This is a genomic window from Chryseobacterium formosum, assembly GCF_026460885.1.
Lineage (GTDB): Bacteria > Bacteroidota > Bacteroidia > Flavobacteriales > Weeksellaceae > Chryseobacterium > Chryseobacterium formosus.
Genome location: NZ_JAOVZW010000018.1, coordinates 88,169 through 111,559 on the forward strand (window position 1 = coordinate 88,169; position 23,391 = coordinate 111,559).

At 32.2% G+C, this 23,391-nt stretch carries 24 protein-coding genes; 12 read left to right on the forward strand and 12 right to left on the reverse strand.

What is annotated here, in order from left to right:
* Window positions 1-3: 3 nt before the first annotated feature.
* Window positions 4-837, reverse strand: coding sequence for a GLPGLI family protein (locus OF897_RS14945; RefSeq protein ID WP_267266480.1), 834 nt, complete (start codon window positions 835-837; stop codon window positions 4-6).
* A 93-nt stretch (window positions 838-930) separates the two neighbouring features.
* A complete protein-coding gene (locus OF897_RS14950) occupies window positions 931-1,425 on the reverse strand; it encodes a low affinity iron permease family protein (RefSeq protein WP_267266481.1) in 495 nt (164 codons plus the stop codon).
* A gap of 392 nt (window positions 1,426-1,817) precedes the next feature.
* On the opposite strand from OF897_RS14950, the gene OF897_RS14955 reads away from it, so the two are divergent.
* Window positions 1,818-3,554 carry a tetratricopeptide repeat protein gene (locus tag OF897_RS14955; RefSeq protein WP_267266482.1) on the forward strand — a complete coding sequence of 579 codons (1,737 nt, stop codon included), beginning with the start codon at window positions 1,818-1,820 and terminating at the stop codon, window positions 3,552-3,554.
* A 2-nt stretch (window positions 3,555-3,556) separates the two neighbouring features.
* Here the strand turns inward: OF897_RS14955 and OF897_RS14960 are convergent, their stop codons facing one another.
* The 7 genes from OF897_RS14960 to OF897_RS14990 all read right to left on the reverse strand — a co-directional run bounded on the left by OF897_RS14960 (window position 3,557) and on the right by OF897_RS14990 (window position 10,351).
* Window positions 3,557-4,384, reverse strand: a complete 828-nt coding sequence (locus OF897_RS14960; protein WP_267266483.1) for a GLPGLI family protein — start codon at window positions 4,382-4,384, stop codon at window positions 3,557-3,559.
* 113 nt (window positions 4,385-4,497) lie between these two features.
* The gene (locus tag OF897_RS14965) at window positions 4,498-5,331 is read right to left on the reverse strand and encodes a GLPGLI family protein (RefSeq protein ID WP_267266484.1); all 834 of its coding nucleotides are present in this window, start codon (window positions 5,329-5,331) and stop codon (window positions 4,498-4,500) included.
* 148 nt (window positions 5,332-5,479) lie between these two features.
* Complete coding sequence (gene rpsJ / locus OF897_RS14970; protein WP_002661363.1) at window positions 5,480-5,785, reverse strand: 30S ribosomal protein S10; 306 nt, start codon at window positions 5,783-5,785, stop codon at window positions 5,480-5,482.
* A gap of 17 nt (window positions 5,786-5,802) precedes the next feature.
* Window positions 5,803-7,920, reverse strand: a complete 2,118-nt coding sequence (gene fusA, locus OF897_RS14975; RefSeq protein ID WP_267266485.1) for an elongation factor G — start codon at window positions 7,918-7,920, stop codon at window positions 5,803-5,805.
* Window positions 7,921-7,926: 6 nt separating this feature from the next.
* Window positions 7,927-8,403, reverse strand: coding sequence for a 30S ribosomal protein S7 (gene rpsG, locus OF897_RS14980; protein WP_055987532.1), 477 nt, complete (start codon window positions 8,401-8,403; stop codon window positions 7,927-7,929).
* Window positions 8,404-8,426: 23 nt separating this feature from the next.
* Complete coding sequence (gene rpsL, locus OF897_RS14985; protein WP_027383325.1) at window positions 8,427-8,840, reverse strand: 30S ribosomal protein S12; 414 nt, start codon at window positions 8,838-8,840, stop codon at window positions 8,427-8,429.
* 134 nt (window positions 8,841-8,974) lie between these two features.
* Entirely contained in the window at window positions 8,975-10,351 is a 1,377-nt protein-coding gene (locus OF897_RS14990) for a hypothetical protein (protein ID WP_267266486.1), read from the reverse strand.
* A 137-nt stretch (window positions 10,352-10,488) separates the two neighbouring features.
* Between OF897_RS14990 and OF897_RS14995 the strand changes: the two genes are divergently transcribed.
* The 8 genes from OF897_RS14995 to OF897_RS15030 all read left to right on the forward strand — a co-directional run bounded on the left by OF897_RS14995 (window position 10,489) and on the right by OF897_RS15030 (window position 17,305).
* Window positions 10,489-10,965, forward strand: coding sequence for a Dps family protein (locus OF897_RS14995; protein WP_267266487.1), 477 nt, complete (start codon window positions 10,489-10,491; stop codon window positions 10,963-10,965).
* Window positions 10,966-11,060: 95 nt separating this feature from the next.
* On the forward strand, window positions 11,061-12,239 hold the full coding sequence (pncB, locus tag OF897_RS15000; RefSeq protein ID WP_267266488.1) for a nicotinate phosphoribosyltransferase: 1,179 nt from the start codon (window positions 11,061-11,063) through the stop codon (window positions 12,237-12,239).
* 18 nt (window positions 12,240-12,257) lie between these two features.
* Window positions 12,258-12,941, forward strand: a complete 684-nt coding sequence (locus tag OF897_RS15005) for a hypothetical protein (RefSeq protein ID WP_267266489.1) — start codon at window positions 12,258-12,260, stop codon at window positions 12,939-12,941.
* Window positions 12,942-12,992: 51 nt separating this feature from the next.
* Window positions 12,993-13,499, forward strand: a complete 507-nt coding sequence (locus OF897_RS15010) for a YciI family protein (RefSeq protein ID WP_267266490.1) — start codon at window positions 12,993-12,995, stop codon at window positions 13,497-13,499.
* Between the two features lie 11 nt (window positions 13,500-13,510).
* Window positions 13,511-14,248 (forward strand): hypothetical protein, encoded by a 738-nt coding sequence (locus OF897_RS15015; RefSeq protein ID WP_267266491.1) that lies wholly within the window; start codon window positions 13,511-13,513, stop codon window positions 14,246-14,248.
* A 59-nt stretch (window positions 14,249-14,307) separates the two neighbouring features.
* Window positions 14,308-15,063 (forward strand): DUF5995 family protein, encoded by a 756-nt coding sequence (locus OF897_RS15020; protein WP_267266492.1) that lies wholly within the window; start codon window positions 14,308-14,310, stop codon window positions 15,061-15,063.
* 59 nt (window positions 15,064-15,122) lie between these two features.
* Window positions 15,123-16,478 carry a DNA recombination protein RmuC gene (gene rmuC, locus OF897_RS15025; protein WP_267266493.1) on the forward strand — a complete coding sequence of 452 codons (1,356 nt, stop codon included), beginning with the start codon at window positions 15,123-15,125 and terminating at the stop codon, window positions 16,476-16,478.
* A 59-nt stretch (window positions 16,479-16,537) separates the two neighbouring features.
* Window positions 16,538-17,305, forward strand: coding sequence for a TrmH family RNA methyltransferase (locus tag OF897_RS15030; protein ID WP_267266494.1), 768 nt, complete (start codon window positions 16,538-16,540; stop codon window positions 17,303-17,305).
* A 73-nt stretch (window positions 17,306-17,378) separates the two neighbouring features.
* Here OF897_RS15030 and OF897_RS15035 read toward each other — a convergent pair whose 3' ends face one another.
* Complete coding sequence (locus OF897_RS15035; RefSeq protein ID WP_267266495.1) at window positions 17,379-17,636, reverse strand: hypothetical protein; 258 nt, start codon at window positions 17,634-17,636, stop codon at window positions 17,379-17,381.
* A 184-nt stretch (window positions 17,637-17,820) separates the two neighbouring features.
* Between OF897_RS15035 and OF897_RS15040 the strand changes: the two genes are divergently transcribed.
* Window positions 17,821-18,987, forward strand: a complete 1,167-nt coding sequence (locus OF897_RS15040) for a hypothetical protein (protein ID WP_267266496.1) — start codon at window positions 17,821-17,823, stop codon at window positions 18,985-18,987.
* Complete coding sequence (locus OF897_RS15045) at window positions 18,971-19,546, forward strand: hypothetical protein (protein ID WP_267266497.1); 576 nt, start codon at window positions 18,971-18,973, stop codon at window positions 19,544-19,546. The genes OF897_RS15040 and OF897_RS15045 overlap by 17 nt, the downstream gene beginning before the upstream one ends.
* On the opposite strand, the gene OF897_RS15050 is transcribed toward OF897_RS15045, so the two are convergent.
* Both OF897_RS15050 and trhO read right to left on the reverse strand, forming a co-directional pair.
* Window positions 19,504-20,070 carry a 5-formyltetrahydrofolate cyclo-ligase gene (locus tag OF897_RS15050; protein ID WP_267266498.1) on the reverse strand — a complete coding sequence of 189 codons (567 nt, stop codon included), beginning with the start codon at window positions 20,068-20,070 and terminating at the stop codon, window positions 19,504-19,506. The genes OF897_RS15045 and OF897_RS15050 overlap by 43 nt on opposite strands.
* Before the next feature lie 94 nt (window positions 20,071-20,164).
* Window positions 20,165-21,523 (reverse strand): oxygen-dependent tRNA uridine(34) hydroxylase TrhO, encoded by a 1,359-nt coding sequence (trhO, locus tag OF897_RS15055; protein WP_267266499.1) that lies wholly within the window; start codon window positions 21,521-21,523, stop codon window positions 20,165-20,167.
* A gap of 332 nt (window positions 21,524-21,855) precedes the next feature.
* On the opposite strand from trhO, the gene OF897_RS15060 reads away from it, so the two are divergent.
* Entirely contained in the window at window positions 21,856-23,379 is a 1,524-nt protein-coding gene (locus tag OF897_RS15060) for a trypsin-like peptidase domain-containing protein (RefSeq protein ID WP_267266500.1), read from the forward strand.
* Window positions 23,380-23,391: the final 12 nt, after the last annotated feature.

A 23,391-nucleotide genomic window follows, 5' to 3' on the forward strand; every position in this document is an offset into this window, starting at 1 on the left:
TTTTTATTCTACTTCAAAAGGATCATAAAGCAAAGGTTTAGATTTAACAACCATTGTTGAGCCATCTGCATTTAAAGCTTTACCGTGAAAAGCTCCCGGATTGTCATGATACGTTTTTTCAACTTCTCTAAATTTTGTACGGTTAATTTTTAGGATTTCTTTGTCGTTTCTTAAATAAATATCCATTGGCTTTTTATCAATTGCAAATGCTGTAAAATGATATTTGTTTTCTGAATCTTCCAGTTCCAAAATCAAACCCGGTAATCCTTCAAAAACAAACGGGCCATTGTTTACAGGAATTTCTGATGTGTACCACGCTGTAAATTCTCTTCCTCTGTATTTTACGGTTGCTTTCCTACATTGATAGTCAAGAATTTTTTTTGATTCGTTATGAAGTTGCCATTTGAATTCCGGCTGCAGTTCTTCATATTCGTATTTTGTTTTATATCTTCTTTGGTAAATAATCTTCCTCTCGACAACAGATTTTAAACTTTCAATTTCCCATAAAGGTTTATGCATCAAAAGCTGATTCATTTCCTTCGCTCCGTTAGTATCTCGATCAGAAAAATTCTCAGACAAAGAATCTATCTTCAGTGTTTTAATATCGCTGAATTTTGAATAGCTTTCACCGATTTGTAACACACACAATCCCTCTCTTGGATTTTGAGACAACTTGATGTCTTTTAAAAACTTAAATTGATAATAAATATTAAACTTGCTCTTTTCAAAAACCTTTGCAGAATAGGAAGATGGTTTCATCGAAAAATCGCCCAAAATTTTGGGTTGTGCTGAAAATAAAACCGAACAAAATATCAAAATTGAAAATAAAAATTTCATCGTAAAAAACTTTAATCACAAAAATAATGTGAAAAAGTCAATTCAAACTACTTCAATCAATAAAAACACACCCAAAAGTGACAAATTTAATCTTTATTGGTTTTTAGATTGCTGTTTCAGAAGCCATTCCTCATGCTTCCTCTTAAAAAAATGATGCTTATAATCTTGATTTCTTTTGGCTGCATCAATAGAATGTGAAGTGTGAATATCCGTATCATCTTCAGCAAAGTCAGCAAGTTTTTCGTAATAGCAATGTAATTGGTCGAGTTCTTTTTCGGTGAGATCTTCGATGTCAACAATTCGGTTGCTTGCTTTTTCATTAGCGGCAATTAATTCATTTAATTTTATCTGAATCGCTTTTGAGTCTTTATTCTGAGATTTTTGAATGAGGAAAACCATTAGAAAAGTAATAATAGTTGTTCCAGTATTGATGACCAATTGCCAAGTTTCAGAATAATTAAAAACCGGTCCGGAAACTGCCCAAATTACAACGATAGCAACCGCTCCTATAAAAGCATACGAACTGCCCGTAAATTTCGTCGCCCAATTGGCAAATTTTTCAAAAACACTTTTATCTGATGTCGACATTTATTTTTAATTAAAATTACAAAAAAACACTTACCATTAAGATAAGTGTTCATAATAACTTTTCATCATTCAGAAACTCTATGTTTAAAATAAAAAATATGGTTATTAGTTTTTATCGATTACTAGACATTTCGTTTCCTTAAATTTTTTCTTTAAAAAATCATTTATTACATTTAATGTTTTAAAGATTGTCTCATTATGTTTAAGACTCTCCAAAAATATAGGTATATTATAAAAATACAAAAAAACTGGGGTGGACAATAAGGTGGACATTTTAAAATAAACTAATTATCAGAAACTTGCATTTAAATCTTTCTAAGCACTTTTAGTTAATACGTCTATTTTAAAATTAACATAAAGATTTAAAAAACAGATTTGAATATTGAAAATCTATGGTAAAATTTTTATCATTTTTAATTCTCATTTTCTTTAATGCATTTTTTTGTGCACAGATTTTCTTTACATCAAATCATTCTTCGTCTGATAAAAAAGTAATTGATGAGATTGCCCATCAATATCCTGATTTTAAAAATAAAACAACAAAGGATTTCACCGATTTTATTGATGAATACACCCGAAAAAACTCTTTGGAAAACCCAAAAGTTAAAGAGATCGTCATCAATGTTTTTTCAGCATTAAAAATCGCCGAAAAAAGAGATCAACTCAATTTCACCTCCAATCGTCTTTTTGAAAAAGCGATTGCAGATTCCCGAGCTGAAAAAAGAATTGACCTTGAAATTTGGGCTTCATTGCATTACGCTTTCTATTTTTATACTTATCGGAAATATGAAAAGTCATTTCCTCTTTTCATGTTTTGCATTGAAAATTTAGACAAAACTGAAGATGAAGATGTAATTCAGATAAGTGAAACCTATAAGAAGATTGCCTATTTTCTGACAACAACAGATGAATTTTCAAAAGCTGAAGAATACCTGAAGAAAGCCAAAAAATATGCAGAGCCAAACAGCAGCGAATTGGCAAGTATTCTAAATACTTTAGGACATTGCAGCGCAAAAACGAATAAATTATCAGAAGCGAAAAATTATTTCGAACAAACTTTAAAAATTGCTCGGAAAAGTGGAGATGAAGTTCGGTATGCAAAAGCATTGGGGAGTTTAGCTGAAATCGAACTTAAAAAGAAAAACTACGACAAAGCAATCTCACTTGTAGAAAAAGATATTGAGATTTCGGAGAAGAATAAAAACAATCAAAATACAATGTATGCTTTGACGGTTTTGAGTAAAATTTATTTTGAAAAAGGCGACGTCAACAATGCCGAAAAGTATCTTGAAAAAGCTAAAAATTATTCTCAGTCTAAATCTTATTTCAGAAGTGCGGAATATGGTATCAATGAAATGATTTTAAAAATTGCCGAAATTAAAGGTGATGACAAAACAGAGCTTCAGGCAAGACGCAGACTAGAAAAGCTAAAAGATTCTCTTAAAGATTACGACGGGAAAGAAACCGTTCTAAAAGTTGGTTGGGAATCTCAAAAAAATCAGCTGCAGTTAAAAATTCAGATGGAACAGGCAAAACAGGAGAAAGAATCTTACATGAAAATGGCAGCGATTGTTGTCTGTTTTCTGCTTGTTTTAATCATTATTTCTATTATTCGCACTTACCGTCACAAGATGAAAAGTAAAAAAAGCGAGTATGAGGCAAAAGTTTTGAACCTTTTAATAGATAAAATAAAATCAGAAAATAAGCTCAATACCACTCACAAAACCATTCATTCTTATCAGGTTTATCTTGCTGAAAAAAATAAGCAAATCGAAGTACTCGAAAAAGAGATGGAAAAAGTAAAAAACTCATCTTTTTCTGAGCTTGAAGAAAAATCTGGTGAGCTGCAAAAACTATTGGAATCTCATTTGATGACCGATGAAAACTGGAAGAATTTCAGAAATGCATTTATTCAACGGTATCCGTCGCAATATAAAGAGCTCACAGATCAATATCCTGATCTAACCGATTCTAATATGCGAATCATTATTCTTACCAAACTGAATATGAATAACACGGAAATATCGCGTCTTTTGGGCGTTACTTTGGATGCGGTAAAAAAAGCGAAACACCGTCTCCGCAAAAAGTATGAAAATGATTATAAAAATCTTTTTGAGCAGATTTTATAATATTATTTGACGGGATATTTTACTACTTTATCAATTTCTATAGGATTATTTTCTTTGAGCATCGTTTTTCTTCTCTCATCAGACATTCCTTTTATTTGATCTAAACTTTTTATCTGCACACCCATTACATAAAATGTGTTTTCAGAATTGGTATTAGACTTGAATGATTCTGCAATATCCTGCAAGGGATTGTTATAAAGTTCTAGTTGCTTTTTAGCAATGATTTTTTCAGAGACAGGAATCGGTTTTTTCCCGATAAAACTATCAAGGAATTTAGCTTCATAGGTTTTAGGGAATTTCATGCTTTTTGAGAGTTTAAAAATGAAGTTTTTCTTATCATCTTCAATCTCGAAAATCAATCCGGGAAGTCCTCTAAATTTATATGGACCTTCACTCAAATTAACATCTGTAGAAAACCAGGCAATCCAATTTCTTCCACCGAAGGTTGTAGTTGCTTTTTGTAATTTGTATTGTCCTTCAACTTTTGTATCATTTAGAAGTTTCCAATTCATTTTGTCTGTAGATTTTAAAGAAAATAGATCATTCAGCAAAATCAAAGAAGTATTTTCAAAAGAATCTTTTTTTCTGATAATCGCAGGAAGATGATCATCCCATCTTGACCTTCTCTGACCACGAATAATATTTAAAGAATCGGTTTCGGCATACGAATATGGGTAAAATTTAACATCATCAGGATTGATGTCCAAAATCATATTTTCGGCAGCTAATTCTATTGCTGTTGAATCTAATTTATAGTGAAACTGATAAATAAAACGGTGCGTCTGTGCCGAAAAGAGTAAAGGAAATAATAGCAGAATCAGTTTTTTCATTTCTAAATTTTAATCAAATTTATCAATACTATTTGAATTAACTGGGATTGTATTTTAATTAATTCAATTTAAAATAAAAAATCCCTCTTTTATTGAAAAGGGATTCAGTAAGTTTATCTCATCGGATAATGAATTGCTTTATCAAGTTCTATTGGATTATTATTTTTGCGAATATTTATCTGCATCCTGTCCGATAACTCTTTAATTTGCTCTGGACTTTTCACTTCTATTCCCATAACCATAAATCTTGCATTAGGATCTGTATTATTTTTATAATGCTCTTTAAACTCATGAAGAGGATCATTATAATTATCAAGCATCATTTTTTTGAGTTTTGCTTCGTTGATTTTAACAGGTTTTTGTCCGGCAAAGTTTTCTATAATTCCTATAGTTTCATAAGTTTTAGCAAGTTTATAGCTTTTGACTAAAGAAAATTTAAAATTATTTTTATCATCAGAAATTTCAAAAATCATTCCTGGCAAACCGTTAAATTTATATGGACCTTCGCTGAGAGCAATATCTTTTGTGAACCAAGCCGTCCAGTTTCTACCGCCAAAATTTGTTGTTGCTTTTTGTAATTGATAACCTGCCACACTTTTAGTCTCATTTGAAAGTTTCCAATTAACTTTGTCTTCTGTATCTACAATAAACATGTTTTGTACATGGATATAATTGGAATTCACACTTGAATTTTTCTTTCGAATTACAACCGGAGTATCATCCCAAATGATATTGTTCTGACCTTTCGTTTTATTGGCAGAATCGGCAACAATAAAATCATAGTTATAAAATTTAACATCTTCTGGATTTACATCTAAAACCATACTTGATTTTCTTGCTTCTGCTGATGTGGAATCCATCTTAAATTGATATTCATAAATAAAACGATGTGTTTGAGCACTCAATGATAAGCTAAATGTTATCAAAAATAATAATACTATTTTCATTTTGTTAATTTTAAGCAAATATACAAATTAAATAGAACCTTGCAATACATAATAGTATTCAATGTAGCATAATCAATTTAAAAACAAAAAATCCCTCTTCTTTCGAAAAGGGATTTATATCAATATGATAAGCCAAAAGGCTTAATTATCACACCTTAATTTCAACGTCAACTCCTGAAGGAAGTTCTAATTTCATTAGAGCATCAACAGTTTTAGAAGAAGAAGAGTAGATATCCATCAATCTCTTGTGAGCTGATAATTGGAACTGCTCTCTAGCTTTCTTGTTTACGTGCGGAGATCTCAACACTGTGAAGATTCTCTTGTTCGTAGGTAATGGAATTGGTCCGTTTACAACAGCACCAGTAGCCTTTACCGTTTTTACGATCTTCTCAGCAGACTTGTCTACCAAGTTGTAATCATAAGATTTTAATTTTATTCTGATTCTTTGTGACATTTCTTGTACTTTAAAAATTAACCTTTTGCTTTAGCAATGATATCTTCAGCAACGTTTTGAGGAGTCGCTTGGTACTTCTCTAATTCCATAGAAGAAGTAGCTCTTCCTGATGAAAGTGTTCTTAGAGTAGTTACATATCCAAACATTTCAGACAATGGAACTGAACCTTTGATAACAACTGCACCGTTCTTTTCTTCTTGTCCACTGATTGTACCTCTTCTCTTGTTAAGGTCACCAATGATGTTACCCATATACTCTTCCGGAGTTACAACCTCCAATTTCATAATAGGCTCCATAATTACTGGCTTAGCAGCACGTCCCGCTTCTTTGAATCCTAATTTTGCAGCTAATTCGAAAGAAAGTGCATCAGAATCCACTGCGTGGAAAGATCCGTCTTTAAGAGTAACTTTAATACCTTCAACTTCGAAACCAGCCAAAGGACCGTTTTTCATTGCAGCTTTAAAGCCTTTTTCAATTGCAGGAACAAATTCTCTAGGAACGTTACCACCTTTGATCTCATTGATGAATTCTAAACCAATTTTACCTTCGTCAGCTGGTCCAAGATCAAATACGATATCAGCAAATTTACCTTTACCACCAGATTGTTTTTTGTAAACTTCTCTATGGCTGGCAACTTTTGTAAGATTTTCTTTGTATTCTACCTGAGGCTGTCCTTGGTTAACTTCAACTTTGAATTCTCTTCTCATACGGTCAACAATGATATCCAAGTGAAGCTCACCCATACCAGAAATGATCGTTTGTCCAGAAGCTTCATCAGTTCTCACTGTGAAAGTAGGATCTTCTTCAGCCAATTTAGCTAGAGCGTTACCCATTTTATCCTGGTCAGCTTTAGTTTTAGGCTCAACAGCGATACCAATTACCGGATCAGGGAAAACCATCGATTCTAGAACGATTGGGTTTTTCTCGTCACACATTGTATCACCAGTTTTGATAGATTTGAAACCTACCGCTGCACCAATATCTCCTGCTTCAATATATTCTACAGGGTTTTGCTTGTTAGCGTGCATCTGATAGATTCTTGAGATTCTTTCTTTATCTCCTGAACGCGTATTCAAGATATAAGAACCAGCATCTAGTCTTCCAGAGTATGCTCTGAAGAATGCTAATCTTCCTACGAAAGGATCGGTAGCAATCTTAAATGCTAAAGCCGAGAAAGGCTCTTTTACGTCTGGTTTTCTGAAAATTTCAGCGTCAGTTCTTGGGTCAGTACCTTTAATATCATCTTTATCCAATGGAGAAGGCAGGTATTTACATACTGCATCCAACATAAACTGTACTCCTTTATTCTTAAATGAAGAACCACAAGTCATTGGGATAATAGACAAATCGATAGTAGCAGCTCTCAATGCAGCATTGATTTCTTCTTCTGTAATTGAATCCGGATCTTCGAAGAATTTCTCCATCAAAGTTTCGTCATATTCAGAAACAGCTTCTACTAATTTCTCTCTGTATTCAAGAACTTCATCCTTCATATCTTCCGGAATTGGAACTACCTCGAAAGTAGCACCTTGTCCAGCTTCATCCCAGATGATCGCTCTGTTTTTAATCAAGTCAACAACACCTTTGAAATCTTCTTCAGCACCGATTGGTAAAACGATTGGAACTGCATTTGATCCTAACATTGTCTTAACCTGGTTTACCACGTTAAGGAAGTCAGCACCTTGTCTGTCCATTTTGTTTACAAATCCCATTCTTGCAACTTTGTAGTTGTCGGCAAGTCTCCAGTTTGTTTCAGACTGAGGCTCTACTCCATCTACTGCAGAGAATAAGAATACCAATCCATCCAATACTCTTAAAGATCTGTTTACTTCTACTGTGAAGTCAACGTGTCCCGGTGTATCAATGATGTTGAAGTGGTAAGGTTTAGTATCAGCTAATGGCTTACCTTGGTCTGTTGGGAAATTCCAAGAACAAGTAGTTGCAGCAGAAGTAATAGTAATACCTCTTTCAGCTTCCTGCTCCATCCAGTCCATTGTAGAAGCACCATCGTGAACTTCACCAATTTTGTGGTTTACACCTGTATAAAATAAAATTCTTTCTGTAGTGGTAGTTTTTCCCGCATCAATGTGCGCAGCAATACCAATATTTCTTGTAAATTTAAGATCTCTACTCATTTCAGATTAGAATTTAAAGTGTGAGAAAGCTTTGTTAGCTTCCGCCATTTTGTGAGTATCAGATTTTTTCTTATAAGCAGCACCTTCTTCTCTTGAAGCAGCTACAACTTCGTTAGCCAATTTCAAAGCCATTGACTTATCATTTCTCTTTTTAGAGTAAAGGATCAACCATTTCATTGCCATAGAAATTTTTCTGTCAGCTCTGATTGGCATAGGAATCTGAAAGTTAGCTCCACCTACTCTTCTAGAACGTACTTCTACGTGAGGCATAACGTTAGTTAATGCATCTTTCCAGATTTCTAGTGCAGTCTTTTCAGTTTCTCCTTTTTTAGTTTCTACGATCTCTAAAGCATCATAGAATATTTTGAATGCGATTGACTTCTTACCGTCAAGCATCAAGTTGTTTACAAATCTAGTTACCAATTGATCATTAAACTTTGGATCTGGTAACAACGGTCTTTTTTTCGCTTTTGTCTTTCTCATTGTTTCTGTACCTTATTTAATGATTATTTTTTCTTTCCTTTAGCCGGTGCAGCTGCAGCTTGACCTGGCTTAGGTCTCTTAGCTCCGTACTTAGATCTTCTTTGAGTTCTTCCGCTTACTCCAGCAGTATCCAACGCACCTCTTACGATGTGGTATCTTACTCCTGGTAAATCTTTTACTCTCCCCCCGCGTACCAATACTATCGAGTGCTCTTGAAGATTATGTCCTTCACCTGGGATATAGGCGTTAACTTCTTTACCGTTTGAAAGTCTTACCCTTGCAACTTTTCTAAGTGCAGAGTTAGGTTTCTTAGGTGTGGTAGTATATACTCTCGTACATACACCTCGTCTTTGTGGACAAGAATCAAGTGCAGCCGATTTACTCTTCTTGGTAAGTGCGACTCTTCCTTTTCTAACTAATTGTTGAATAGTAGGCATTTAATTGCTTTTATTTTAGGGTGCAAAAGTAGTAATAATTTTTTAATCTACAAGTAGTTGCGAATAAATTATTTATATTCTTAAAAATTAATTAACAGAAACTTACGTTGTCATTTCATGATAATCTAAAGAATCTATTGTGTCGAAAAATTTATTTCTGAAGTATATAAAACTTTAGACTTATCTTTTATAGTGTCCTGCATCAACCATTTTATTTTAGGATTTAAAGACCCAATAATATTTTCTTTAATGCTTCCTATTTGCTTATTGGTGTGGATATAATTGAAAGATTTATTAATAACAGGAATATGATAATTTGTGGTTGTAACTTTATTTTTTTCGTCATTAAACAAATACTTCTTACCAACAAAACGTGACATCTGAGGCTCGATTTTATTTTTATTTTTCAGGAAATTACTCGGATCTTTTAAATTATAAACTGTAAGAAAAGCAAAGAAGAAACATCCAATTCTCCAAATCCATTTATCGGATATTGAATATTTAAAATATAAAATAAGAAACGAGAAAAAGATTGCAACATTTGCGGCGGCCAACATTCTCACATTCATCTCCTCTATCTGTTGAAACCAACCAGAAACAAATAAAGCTATCGAATATACAAACGTTATAATCCACAAAAATATATGAAAGTAATAATTTGAATCATTTTTAGCCTTTTTAAGAAATTTCAGCATATAAATAAATAGACAAACATCTATTAAAAAAACAAAAAATTGAAATGTTATACTTAAAAAACTATTAGATGCCGGTTTTATCCCAATAAAAGGATCGACAACATTTGTCACACCTAAAATACTTCTCAATATAAATATTGGAGATCTTCCCATCGGAGCACCACGTAAATTTTCACCGGTAAAACTTCCGAAATGCAAATAATTAAATAATAAATAAGAACCAATTCCCAATCCAGACAAAAAAACAAACAACGTAAAAGGCTTGAAATACAGTTTAATTTTCAGCTTAAAAAACAACAATAAAAAGAAAACCAATATTGATGCATATATATAGATACCGGAATACCTTACCAGAAACATACAAATCAACATTACGGAAGCATAAATTGCATTTTTATAATCTTTTTTTTCTTCAGAAAACAATTGATATAAAAAATAGAAAAGAAAATATAAGAAGAAAATAAAAGGCTCTTCAGACATTGCCTGAGTAAAGACAAAAAAGCAGGTTTTTCCTGTGAATAATAAGACAGTTTCTCTGAAATAAAACTTTTTAAAATATGAAAAGCTTAAAATAATGATCATAAAAAGCAGACTCAGAATTCTGGCCGTCCAACACCAATCGCCTACAAGATTATAAATCATTCTCAACATCACAGGATAACCCAAAGGAAAAAGATTGGTTTCAGGATGCGGCAAATCAACAGCAATTCCAAAATAAGAAAGACTATCTGCTCCAATCCCGCCATTTGAAAAGAAAAATGGCTGTATAAAATAAATGATTACTATTAAGACCGCTAAAACTTTGTACTTAAACATTGCTTTCTGTATATTTTTTCACAATAATAAGAAATCTTATTCAGACAATTTTTAAAAACTTGCCATAGTCAACTTCTATCAGATTAATCAGTTTTATGGCACAATATTTCCTTCTAAAATCACAAATAAATAAACTTATGAAAAATGCCAACATTATCGGTCTTGAAGAATCCGATTGCAAAAACATTTCAGAGAAGCTGAATGTACTTTTAGCCAACTACTCCGTTTTTTATCAAAACACAAGAGGTTCACACTGGAATATTAAAGGAGAACAATTTTTCACATTACACCCAAAATTTGAAGAACTTTACAACAGTTTAGTTTTAAAAATTGACGAAATCGCAGAAAGAATTCTTACACTTGGCGCAACTCCGGCTCATAATTACTCAGATTATTTAACGGTTTCTACAATTAAAGAAAGCAAAGAAGTAAGCGACGGAAATAAAAGCGTCGAAATTATTCTAAATTCTTTCAAGATTGTCATCGATTTACAAAGAGAGCTTTTAGACATCACGGAAAAAGCCGGAGATGAAGGAACAAATTCACAAATGAGCGATTACATTACCGAACAGGAAAAAGAAGTTTGGATGTACAATTCGTACTTAGGAAAGTAAACTGGACAAAAACCAAACTTATATTAGAAAAAATCGTCTTACATTTAGACGATTTTTATTTTTAAATAACTAAATTTGTGTTAAAATTACACAATATGCAAAATATACATTTAAACTCTATTCTCGACAACGATTTCTATAAAATCACCATGCAAAATGCGGTGGTCAAATTGTTTCCAAGTCAAATTGTAAAATACGAATTTATCAATCGTGGAAAACATCATTTTCCTGAAGGTTTCGACCATTCTTTAAAAGAAATCGTCAACAAAATGGCAGAACTTAAGCTCACAAAAGACGAGAAAAAGTTTTTAGCTAAAACCTGTCCGTATTTAGATTTGCCGTATTTAGATTTTCTTGAAGGTTATCATTACGATCCGTCAGAAGTAAAAATTGTACAAACAGGAAATGATTTATCGGTTACTGTTGAAGGGCTTTGGTACAGAACAATTCTTTGGGAAGTTCCTTTATTAGCCTTAATCAGCGAACTTCACTACGAAATGAATCACATGGAAAGAGATTCCAACGAAGTCGTAATGAATAAAACTCTTGAAAAAGCAGATTCTTTAAATAAACTTGGCGTTACTTTCGCAGAATTCGGAACACGAAGAAGACATTCTCACAAAGTACAAAATCTTGTAATGGAAGCTTTAACACAGAAAAAAGATTCTACGTTTATTGGAAGTTCTAACGTACATTTTGCGATGAAATATAATGTAAAACCAATCGGAACCCATGCTCACGAATGGTTTATGTTTCATGGAGCAGAGTTTGGATTTAAAATGGCAAACGAATTAGCCCTTGAACATTGGGTTGATGTTTATCGAGGTGATTTGGGAGTTGCACTTTCTGACACCTATACAACAGATGTTTTCTTCCAGCAATTTGACAAAAAATTCGCAAAACTTTTTGATGGAGTTCGTCATGACAGCGGTGACCCATTAGAATTTGCAGACAAAACCATTGCGCATTATCAGCGTCACGGAATTAATCCTTTATTTAAATATATTATTTTCTCAGATAATCTGAATCTTGAAAAAGTCGAAGAAATTACCAATTACTGCAAAGGAAAAATAGGAGTTTCTTTCGGAATAGGAACTAATCTGACCAACGATGTCGGTTTAAAACCAATGAATATCGTGATGAAATTAATCGGTGTACAAGCCACAAACAAAGAATGGATTCCTACAGTAAAACTATCAGACGAACACGGGAAATATACAGGCGATCCAAAAATGATTGAATTAGCAAAGGAGTTTTTGAGAATTAAAGATTAACTTTCATCTTAAAATCAAATGCGAATTAAACATTTTGTTATCATAATATTGCTTCTTTTTTCTTGTAATAAAAGAGGTAATTATCATAATGAATTTGAGAATATCGATGTTTTCAATGAAGAACAAATAAATAATTTTACTCAGTTTTTCATTGAAAACTTAGATCACAAAAATGATTTACCTTCATTTGTAAAGAGCACAAAATTTTATGGTAACAAACTTGAAAAAAATTCAATTCTATTAAAACCTGAGAGATGGATTATCACAAAAACTCAACAGGATTCTTTATTTACCAATGAAGATTTAATTTTTCTGAAACAACAAATTACTGATAAGAAAGAATATTCTCTTAACAGAAAAAACTTCACGCAAAAAATCATCAATTCTGATTCCTTGAGAAAAGAAAATAATAAATTTAGTGATTGGCAAGATAAAAAAACAGACTCTTTAAGAAAAATAAGCATTTCAAAAGCAAAGGAATATATCTCACATGAAGCATCTAGCGAATATCAGAATTACATCAAAAAATACACTCCAATATTACATATCAATAAGCCAATATTTTTAAAAGATAAAAACAGAGTTATTTTTTCCTATTACATGTATTCAGGATACTTGAGTGCGTATAGTGAAACTGCCATTTTTGAATTTAAAAATGGTAAATGGCATAAACTGAAAATTATTTATTCTACAATTAGCTAAAACTTCCGACATTTATAGTTGCTAATAAACTTATTATAAAACTTCAAGATGATGAAAAATTTATTTCTACTTAGCGGAATTATCTTCACTTTAGTTTCCTGCTCGATTCAGACAAAAGCACAAAATGGCAAATCTGGAAAAGATGGTGTTTCTTCAAATTCTAAGATTACATTTAATCAAAAATTGGCAGATTCTTTAGGTGCAGACAAATACGGAATGAAAGGCTACACAATTGTAATGCTCACCACCGGAACTGCAAAAATTGATGATAAAGATAAAAAAGCCGAACTGATGAAAGGTCACATGGAAAACATCGGAAAGCTTGCCAAAGAAGGAAAAATCACAGTTGCCGGTCCGTTCTTGGAAAAGAATAAAGAAAACTATCGTGGAATGTTTATTTTTAACACAAAATCAAAAGAAGAAGCCGAGTCTTGGGTGAAAACCGACCCCGCTGTTGCTGCCGGAATTTTCAATTATGAAATATTTTCTTGGTATGGTTCTGCAGCTTTGCCTTTGTATTTGAAACATCATGACGAGATTGCGAAAGAAAATCCTTAAACCTTTTGTTTATGAAATCTTACAGCATCTTACTTTTTCTGTTAGTTTTAATTAATTGCAAGAAAGAGCAAGAACCAAAAGTTTTTGAATATACAACAGAAACTGTTGATAAAAATATTGTCCAAGAATTAAAACAAATAAAAAGCTGGAAACCTTACGGCTTACTTTTTCAAGATGAAAAATATGAAGTATGGAATAGTTGTTCTGGAGAATGGGGCGGAACCATTTATTTTAAAAATAAACACAATGGAGAAATTTGCCATGCACGTTCTACTTGTGCCGTTTCAGTAAATAAAATCAATGGCAAATATTATATTTCTAATACTTTGGCTCATTTATATGAAAGTTCTTCTGTTTTAGAAATAACAAATCCTGAAAAATTAGAACTTACATCAAAATTACCACTCTTTCATCCTGAAATACTAACTAGAGAATACGAAGCTGAAACCGATTTAGGAACAACAAGAATTGCAGATTCTACCGGAGTGATTATTCTTACAAGTTTTTCCTACAAAGACAAACTCTATTCAGTGATAAAAGACATTACGGACGAATCACTTACCATTTCTGAGATTAAAAACAATAAGTTTAAAACGGTTCAAACATTGGATGGATTAATTTTAAACGACTCACCACAGATTTTAAAAGAATCAGAAAATCATCAAAAAATTTATTTTCAAAATCCCACATCTGGAGTTTTAGATATTAAAGACAACAAAATAAAATTTACATTTTACAAAAATAACTGAAAATTCAATTTCGCAAATCTTTGAGGTTTTTTCTTATCTTTAAATAAAACTAAACCATCATGAAAACCATCGAAGAAGTTCTGAAAAAATTAGATGAAATTATTCTCTGGAGCAAAACAAACCAAAGTCCGGTTGGATATTTTGCGTGTACTTACAGAATTATGACTGCTCAGGTTTTGAAAGGAATTCAGCAGAAAAAATTTGAAGACAATCCGAGAATGACAATGATGGATGTTGCTTTTGCAAGTCGTTATCTTGACGCGTGGGAAAATTATTCTAAAGGTAGAAAATGCAGCAATTCGTGGTATTTAGCTTTTGAGGCAACAAAAAACAAAGACCTTTTAATTCTTCAGCACATCTTTTTGGGAATAAATGCTCACATCAATTTAGATTTGGGAATTTCCGCTGCATCGATTATGCCTTACCGAAAAATCAATCCGCTGAAAACCGATTTTGAAAGAATCAATTCTGTGATTTCTTCGATTAATCAAAATGTTCAGGATTCTTTAAATAAAATCTGCTATCCCGTCAATCTCATCGACAAACTTTCAAACGGAAAAGACAATGCAGTTTTAGATTTTGCCATTTCAAAAGCTAGAGATACTTCCTGGGCAACCGCAGTAATTTCTTCAAATACTCCAAATTTTCTGAAAGATTCGGTTATCCATATTGTAGATTACGCAGCAGCGAAAGTTGCTTCACAGATTTTAAATCCGAAATTACTTTCATCATCTTTAGCAAAAGAATTAAAGAAATGCGAAAGCAATGATGTTGTGAAAAATATTGAGATTTTAGAACAAACGAAGACAACTTAATTTATCAACATTAAGGTTTTCCTCAAAGAAGCTATTTTATTGTTTTGTAATTTTGAAAAATGGAAATCACTTATCTTATCATCGGATGTTTTGCCGGAGGAATTGTCGGAGCTATTATTATTTACTTTGTTTTGAAATCTACGATGATTTCAAGAAACTCTTATGATGAAATAAATAATTCCCATATTAAATCAAATGCAGATTTAGAGAATTCCAACACTAAAATTAGGGAATTAGATCAAATTATCAAAAATGAAAAAGAAAACAATCTTCAACAATCAGATCTTTTAAATGATTTAAAGGCAGAATTTGCAAAAGTTTCTGCCGAAAATACTTTTCTTAAAGCTCAGAAAGAAGAAACAAAAAGAATTCAGGAAGAAGGGAAATTGCAATTTGAAAATTTAGCGAATAAAATTTTAGAGGAGAAAACTGAAAAGTTTACAACACTTAATCAAAATAATTTAAAAAACATCCTCGATCCTTTTCAGGAAAAAATAACCGATTTAAAAAACAAGGTTAACGAAGTTTACGAAAAGGAAAACAAAGAACGTTTTTCATTGGGCGAAAAAGTAAAAGAATTATCCTTACTCAATCAACAAATTTCTGAAGACGCAAAAAAATTAACCCGAGCTTTAAAAGGCGAAAGTAAAACTCAGGGGAATTGGGGAGAAATGATCCTGGAAAGTATTCTGGAAAAATCTGGCCTGGTAAAGGGAAGAGAATATTTTCTGGAGCATGAACTTAAAGATGAAGACAACAAGGCTTTATTTTCAGAATTTTCGGGTAAAAAAATGCGTCCGGATGCCGTTGTAAAGTATCCCGACGAGAGAAATGTGATTATTGATTCTAAAGTTTCTCTTACCGCTTTTACAGAATTAGTTGACGAAACAGATTCAGATATTTACCAAATCAAAGTGAACCAACATTTGTCTTCTATCAAAACTCACATCAATCAACTAAGTCAAAAAGCTTACGACGATTATGGAAAATCATTGGACTTCGTAATGATGTTTATTCCGAGCGAACCAGCATATATTGCAGCAATGCAGGCCGACCAAAATCTTTGGAATTTTGCTTATGAAAAAAGAATTTTACTTTTAAATCCAAGCAATCTTATTACTTCCTTAAAATTGATTGCTGACCTTTGGAAAAGAGAGTATCAAAACAGAAACTCTATGGAAATCGCAGATCGTGGAGCAAAGCTGTATGACAAGTTTGCAGGTTTCATAGAAAATCTTGAGAAAGTAGGCAAGAATATCGATCAGGCAAAAAATGTTTATAATGACGCTTTCAAGCAATTATCAACTGGAAACGACAACTTAATTTCTCAAACCCAAAAACTAAAATCTTTAGGAATTAAAAACAAAAAAGAGCTTCCACAAAGTCTAATCAACAGTATAAATGAGGATTTATGATGGTTAAATGATTTTTAAAAATTATTTTTGCATCAATTATCATTTATTATTCATTAATCATGATTATCGAGAGCTTCCAAAACGAAAAGATAAAACACATTACAAAACTTCTTACAGACAACCGATTTAGAAAAAAATCAGTTGTTTTTGTTGTTGAAGGACAACAAGAAAACGAAAGAGCACAGAAATACGATTTCGAACCAGTTGAGTTTTTTATCTGTGAAAATATTTTCAAAGGAAAACTTCCTACTGAAAAAACTCATTTTGTAACCGATAAAGTGTATGAAAAAATTGCTTATCGTGGAAGTTCTGAAGGAATCATCGGAATTTACAAAGCTAAAGAATCAAATTTAAATGATTTTAAACCTAAAAAAGATTCTACGATCATTATTGTAGAAGGTGTTGAAAAACCAGGAAATTTGGGTGCAATTTTGAGAAGCTGTGAAGCATTTGGAATTGACGCATTGATTGTTGCGGACGGAAAAACCGATTTTTATAATCCAAATGTTATTCGTTCAAGTGTAGGCTGTCTTTTTGGGATGGAAATTTTTCAGGGAGAAAATAATGAAGTGTATGAATTCTTACAAAAACAAGATTTCAATATCTACACAACAATAATGGATGAAACTTCCGAAGATTTATACAAAAGGGATTTCAAGAAACGTTCAGCAGTTTTATTTGGAACAGAACATTCTGGATTAAGTGATTTCTGGTATGGAAAAGGGCAAAATACTTTAATTCCTATGAGCGGAAGTATTGATTCTTTAAATTTGAGTAATGCCGTTGCAATTACTTGTTACGAAACTTTGAAACAGAAAAAGTCTTAAGCTTTAAAATTATAAGACATAAAAAAACCGTCTCACTGAGTGAAACGGTTCTTTTATTTTAAGTCGGAGCTGATTAGTGTTTAGCTTCTTCTTTCTTAGCTTCACCTTTAGCAGCTTCAGTAGCAACTTTAGCGTCAGCTTTTACTGAATCAACAGCAACATCAGCAGTAGTTTTGATAGAATCTACAGCAGCATCTTTAGTAGAATCGATAGCAGTAACTACTGAATCTTTGTTAGCTTCTACAGAATCAGTTGAAGTTGTAGCTTCACCTTTTTTACAAGCAACTAAAGAGATTGCAGCGATAGCAGCTACGAATAATGACTTTTTCATAATAAATTAAATTTAATTTGTTAATATTGTTTTTTTAAATCTTTTTCTCTGTTCGGTTATTTGAACAAGACAAAGGTATAGCAGATGTAAAATTTGTTTATGAAAAATAATTGTAATAACTTTGTAAAATAGTTTTACAAATAAGATAAACTGAAAATCAACATTTTAACTACTTTTTTAAAAAGTGACAGATCTAGACCTCTTACATTTTGAGCAACTTAAAAAGGACGTTCAAGCTCAATATTTGAAAGAATATAACCCTTCCTATGATGAAATTTCAAAATGGAAGGGTATTGATATTATCTATTTTCAGGAAGACCTTAGAAAAAAGGCTAAAGGTAACATCAGCGAAAAGTCTTTTTACACTTACTTTAAATCTTCTCCGGTTTCAAAATTACCACGTATTGACATGCTTAATTTATTGAGTATTTATACGGGTTACAACTCTTGGTACGACTTTAAAAAGAGCCATCTTTTTGCAGGAGAATTATTGACAGATGATAAAGATTTAAGTGATGATGAAATGAAAGAACTTGAAAAAACAGTTTCAAGCGCATTAAACTTACCTAAAACTGAAGAAGAACCTAAAAAAACAGAGTTTAAAGCAGAAGAAACTACTATTTTACAAGAAATCAATACTGAAAATCAACACATTGAACAAAATACAATAAATTCAGATATAACTGAAAAATCACAAATAAAACTGGTAAAAAAGAATTATCAAAGAACCGCTTGGATTGCCGCAACATCAATTTTTGTGGTCTTATTAGGACTTTTAGGTTTCAAAGACGAAATTTTTCAAAAAAATTACGTGTATTGTTTTACTGATGCTGATAGAAATCTAAGCGTACAAAGAGATATTGAAATAAAAGTTATTAAAGAAAACGAATCTCCTATTTTATACAGAATAAAACCAGGTGAATGTTTCAAATACCAAACTAAAGACAAAACGCTGAAAATGCAGATTAGTTCTACGACTTATGAAAATCTTGAAGTCAACAGAACTCTTGAAAATGCACCTGAACAAGAAACCATTGAGCTAAAACCTGATGATTATAAGATGGCGCTTTATTATTTCTCTATGAAAGACATCAATGGAGAAAATTCTGAGGAGTTAATCAAACAAAAAAGAAAACAATTAGAAAATCTTATCAGTAATGAAGCTGTTATTACACAGGTTTATGACAGCGATGTTTACGGTTTAGAGTCACTCGACAAACAAAAATACATAACACTAGTAACCACACCTACTACTGCCTTAAAAAACCTTAATGTAATTGAGATGAAAAAAGAAAAAGGCAAAATAGTATCTATTAAATTCAAAATATCGACCCATGAAAACAGCAAATAAACTATGGATTTTCATCCTATTGATGGGCTTATTTACTTCTTGCGTAAAGAAAGAAGAACCAACCGTAAGTGATCTTGAAAAATTAAGAACCAGCAATAATACAAAGTCATATCCGGCTGTGCAGATGGACAGCGCTCAGGTAATTAAAGATATTACCACCCAGAAAGTACAGCAACTGCTTGAACTTTCTACGCTCTATCTTTCAGGAAATAAAAACACAGAGATTGACAATACAATTTACTCTCAAATGCAGGGATATTTTCATAATCCCGATAGTTTGACGCTTAAACCTTTATTTAGAGAATTAGACAGCTTAAAAGTAAAAACAATCAAGGTTAACAATCTGCAAGTGTACAAAGAAGTACAGAATCAGGATACTTTGGATCTTGCTAAATTTAACGTAGAATATTTTGACAGTAAAAATAAACCCATCGGAACATTTGAAAGAAATGCACGTTACACATTGATTTCAAAGGAGAAAAAGGAGTTTAAGTTTTATTTTATCAGCATTTATTCTCAGCCTAAAAAAGACAGCACATCAGTTGGCGTAACAAGATAATCTAAGGGAATGTCATTTTTCCAAACATCTTCAACCATAGCTTCGGGGTTAAAATAATTAACTCCGATTTTTTTTGTTTCTTTTGAAATATTTTCAAAAAAATGATCGTAAAAACCTTTCCCGTAACCTACTCTATTTCCATTAGAATCACAATACAGCAAAGGTGTAATTACAAAATCAAAGTCTGAAATTTCGGAATCTTCAATAGAAATTGGCTCAGAAATACCCCAACTATTAACTTCAAATTTTGATTCAGTAAAAATTTCGACCGAAATCAATTTTGTATCGACGATTTTAGGAACAAAAACCTGAATATTTCGACTTAAAAAATAGTCGATGAAAATCTGTGTTCGTATTTCGTTAAATTTCTCAATTGGAATGAAAACATGTACTTTCTGTCCGGAAATTGGTTTGAAATAATCAATAAAATTTTTAAAAATATTTTCTGAAAGAGAAAAAATCTCATCGGATGATAAAGCTTTTCGTTTTTGCAGATACAATTTTCTGATTTCAGATTTCTTCATTTTCAAATTTAAAAAAAGTTGCGTTCCTGAGAAACGCAACTTTATAGTTTTAGATGAATAAATTTAAATCTATTTTATCCAAATATGTTTAATTCTAAAGAATTTTATACATTTTATCTGACAAACGCACTCTAAAAGGAATTTCAAATGTAATTTGATCACCGATATTTGCAGTTTCAACAGTATTTCCGTTTACATGAAGCTCAGTAATCGTTAATTCTTGTTCTCCTGTAGTAGATCCTGAAATTAAAACTTTGTCACCAACAGAAAGCTCTTTTTCAATTAGAAACTGTCCGATTTTAGATTTTGTGTAATAATGTTCAACTTTTCCAACCAAAACTTTCTTAATCTTAATTTTCTGACGAATATCTTTTGTTTCAGTTTTTGCCGCCTTTGCTAAAGTCTGAGTTGATAAATCTCCAGAATTTTTAAATGTTAAAGCATCAGATTTACCCTTTCTGAATACTTTATTTCCAACTTGCAAGCCTTTTCTTAATCTCAATTGTTCTTCAACAGGTAAATGCGTGATGTCTAAACATTCTGTTGAACAAGTATTTTCCATCGCAACTTTACAATCATCACATTGTATAAACAAAAGGTGACAAGCATCATTTGCACAGTTTGTATGATTATCGCAAGGTTTTCCGCATTGGTGGCATTTTGAAATGATATCGTCTGTAATTCTTTCGCCTAAACGGTGATCAAATACGAAGTTTTTCCCGATAAATTTACTTTCAATATTTTCTTCTTTAATTTGACGGGTATATTCAATAATTCCGCCTTCTAACTGGAAAACATTTTTAAAACCTTGATGCTTAAAATATGCACTCGCTTTTTCACAACGGATTCCACCGGTGCAATACATTAATAAGTTTTTATCTTCTTTAAAATCCTGTAATTGCTCGTTAATAATCGGCAAACTTTCTCTGAAATTTTCAACATCCGGAGTAATTGCTCCTTCAAAATGCCCAACTTCACTTTCATAATGATTTCTAAAATCTACTACAATCGTGTTTGGATCTTCCAACATATTGTTGAATTCTTGAGCTTTTAAGTGAACTCCTTTATTGGTTACATCAAAAGTTTCGTCATTCAAACCATCGGCAACAATTTTGTTTCTAACTTTTATTGTTAATTTTAAAAAAGAGTGATTATCCTGCTCAACTGCCACATTCAAACGAATACCTTTCATAAAATCATAAACTTCTAAAGTCTCTCGGAAAGCTTCAAAATTTTCTGCAGGAATACTCATTTGAGCGTTGATACCTTCTTTGGCAACATAAATACGACCGAGTGTATCAAGTGCATTCCAGGCTATAAATAAATCGTTACGGAATTTTTGGGGATCTGAAAGATTGGCATACGCATAGAAAGACAATGTAAGACGTTCCTTACCAGCTTCATCAATAAGTTGAGCTCTTTCTTCTGCGCTTAAGGTGTTGTACAGTTGCATGCTATAAACGTTTTAAGTGAGAAAAATAATTTTTGCAAAGGTAAGAAAATTTTAAAATGACTTTAGCATGACATGAAGCACATTTTGACATATCTTTCAATCGGAAATTTAACCTTTTGACACTTTTAGCAATCTATAACTATGACATTTTGTCTTTAATAATTTTTTAAGCAGTGTTAAACTAACAGCAAAATTATTACATAAACTATAAAATGGCATAATTGTCGTTAAATTTTAGTTAAAAATGAAACACTTAAGAGTATTTACATACTTATTTAGCATTAAATTTGTGTAGATAAAAACAACAATTAAACAAACAAAGAAGACATACAATGAAGAGTACATTTAAAAAACTATTACCATTTGCCGTAGTTGGAGTGCTTTCAGGAGCAACAACAGTCGGTGTACAACAATACTTAGGTCACGATTCTAATAGCGGAGACCAATCTTATTTTACAAAGTCGAATAACGCATCTTTTGTCGGCATGAATACCGCAAATGTGGGAGACGATTTTGTGAAAGCATCAAAAACAACAGTTCCGGCGGTTGTTACGATTAAAAATTATCAAAACAGGGCGACAAGCAGAGCTTCAGAGCAAGATTTGTTTGAGCATTTCTTTGGAAATCCTTTTGGAGACAGAGGTCAACAAAGACAGCAACAGCAATCACCTGACAATATGCCTTCAGGATTAGGTTCAGGAGTAATTATTTCGCCGGATGGATATATCATTTCAAACAATCACGTTGTTGCAGGAGCGAATAAGCTTGAAGTTGTTTTAAGCAATAAAAAATCTTACATCGCAACTTTAGTAGGTACTGATCCCAATACAGATATTTCCTTACTAAAAATCGAGGAAAAAGGACTGCCATTTTTAAATTTTGCCAATTCGGACAACATCGAAGTTGGACAATGGGTTTTAGCAGTGGGTAACCCTCTTGGATTAAATTCTACGGTAACAGCGGGAATTATTTCAGCAAAAGGAAGGGGTATAGGAATTTTGAGCGGACAAGGAAAAGCAGCTAACCCAATTGAAAGTTTTATACAAACAGATGCAGCGATTAACCCTGGAAACTCTGGAGGAGCTTTGGTGAACGTAAACGGAGATTTAATTGGAATTAACTCTGCGATTTCTTCTACAAACGGATATTACCAAGGATATGGTTTTGCCGTTCCAGCGAATTTAGCAAGAAAAATTATTGAAGACATTAAGAAATTTGGTATTGTACAAAGAGGTTTCTTGGGTGTAACATCTATCGATTTATCAAACGATCAATTGGTTGCAGCTTATAATAAAGATAAAAAGACAAATCTTAAACCAGGATCCGGAGTTTACGTTACAGGTTTCTCTGCAAGTAGCGGAGCCGAAGATGCAGGTCTGAAAATTGGTGATATCATTACAAAAGTAGACGGTGTAGAAATTACAGATTTTGCAGACTTATCAATCTCAATCGGAAGCAAAAGACCAGGAGATAAAGTACAGTTAACTTATTCCAGAAATGGTAAAGAAACTTTAACAACAGTAACTTTAAAAGACCAAAAAGGTGGAACCTCAGCAAGAACAAAAGCTGATCTAAGCGTAACTGAAAAAATTGGAGCCGAATTCCAAAGCTTGGATGACAGAACAAAATCTTACTATGGTCTTACCAGCGGAATTGTTGCTAAAAACGTTATCGAAGGAGGCGAAATGGCCAAAGCCGGAATTGTAGACAATTACATCATTACAGATATCAACGGAAAACCTGTTAATTCTCAAAAAGATGTAGAAAATATCTTAGGTAAATTCTCAGGAACAGTTCAGATAAAATATATGGACGACTACGGTAGAAATTATACCAGAGGATTTAAAATGCCTTAATAAGTAAAGTAC

Coding starts and splice junctions, on each gene's coding strand:
- OF897_RS14945 (WP_267266480.1), bottom strand. CDS start 837: ATGAAATTTTTATTTTCAATTTTGATATTTTGTTCGGTTTTATTTTCA.
- OF897_RS14950 (WP_267266481.1), bottom strand. CDS start 1,425: ATGTCGACATCAGATAAAAGTGTTTTTGAAAAATTTGCCAATTGGGCG.
- OF897_RS14955 (WP_267266482.1), top strand. CDS start 1,818: ATGGTAAAATTTTTATCATTTTTAATTCTCATTTTCTTTAATGCATTT.
- OF897_RS14960 (WP_267266483.1), bottom strand. CDS start 4,384: ATGAAAAAACTGATTCTGCTATTATTTCCTTTACTCTTTTCGGCACAG.
- OF897_RS14965 (WP_267266484.1), bottom strand. CDS start 5,331: ATGAAAATAGTATTATTATTTTTGATAACATTTAGCTTATCATTGAGT.
- rpsJ (WP_002661363.1), bottom strand. CDS start 5,785: ATGTCACAAAGAATCAGAATAAAATTAAAATCTTATGATTACAACTTG.
- fusA (WP_267266485.1), bottom strand. CDS start 7,920: ATGAGTAGAGATCTTAAATTTACAAGAAATATTGGTATTGCTGCGCAC.
- rpsG (WP_055987532.1), bottom strand. CDS start 8,403: ATGAGAAAGACAAAAGCGAAAAAAAGACCGTTGTTACCAGATCCAAAG.
- rpsL (WP_027383325.1), bottom strand. CDS start 8,840: ATGCCTACTATTCAACAATTAGTTAGAAAAGGAAGAGTCGCACTTACC.
- OF897_RS14990 (WP_267266486.1), bottom strand. CDS start 10,351: ATGTTTAAGTACAAAGTTTTAGCGGTCTTAATAGTAATCATTTATTTT.
- OF897_RS14995 (WP_267266487.1), top strand. CDS start 10,489: ATGAAAAATGCCAACATTATCGGTCTTGAAGAATCCGATTGCAAAAAC.
- pncB (WP_267266488.1), top strand. CDS start 11,061: ATGCAAAATATACATTTAAACTCTATTCTCGACAACGATTTCTATAAA.
- OF897_RS15005 (WP_267266489.1), top strand. CDS start 12,258: ATGCGAATTAAACATTTTGTTATCATAATATTGCTTCTTTTTTCTTGT.
- OF897_RS15010 (WP_267266490.1), top strand. CDS start 12,993: ATGAAAAATTTATTTCTACTTAGCGGAATTATCTTCACTTTAGTTTCC.
- OF897_RS15015 (WP_267266491.1), top strand. CDS start 13,511: ATGAAATCTTACAGCATCTTACTTTTTCTGTTAGTTTTAATTAATTGC.
- OF897_RS15020 (WP_267266492.1), top strand. CDS start 14,308: ATGAAAACCATCGAAGAAGTTCTGAAAAAATTAGATGAAATTATTCTC.
- rmuC (WP_267266493.1), top strand. CDS start 15,123: ATGGAAATCACTTATCTTATCATCGGATGTTTTGCCGGAGGAATTGTC.
- OF897_RS15030 (WP_267266494.1), top strand. CDS start 16,538: ATGATTATCGAGAGCTTCCAAAACGAAAAGATAAAACACATTACAAAA.
- OF897_RS15035 (WP_267266495.1), bottom strand. CDS start 17,636: ATGAAAAAGTCATTATTCGTAGCTGCTATCGCTGCAATCTCTTTAGTT.
- OF897_RS15045 (WP_267266497.1), top strand. CDS start 18,971: ATGAAAACAGCAAATAAACTATGGATTTTCATCCTATTGATGGGCTTA.
- OF897_RS15050 (WP_267266498.1), bottom strand. CDS start 20,070: ATGAAGAAATCTGAAATCAGAAAATTGTATCTGCAAAAACGAAAAGCT.
- trhO (WP_267266499.1), bottom strand. CDS start 21,523: ATGCAACTGTACAACACCTTAAGCGCAGAAGAAAGAGCTCAACTTATT.
- OF897_RS15060 (WP_267266500.1), top strand. CDS start 21,856: ATGAAGAGTACATTTAAAAAACTATTACCATTTGCCGTAGTTGGAGTG.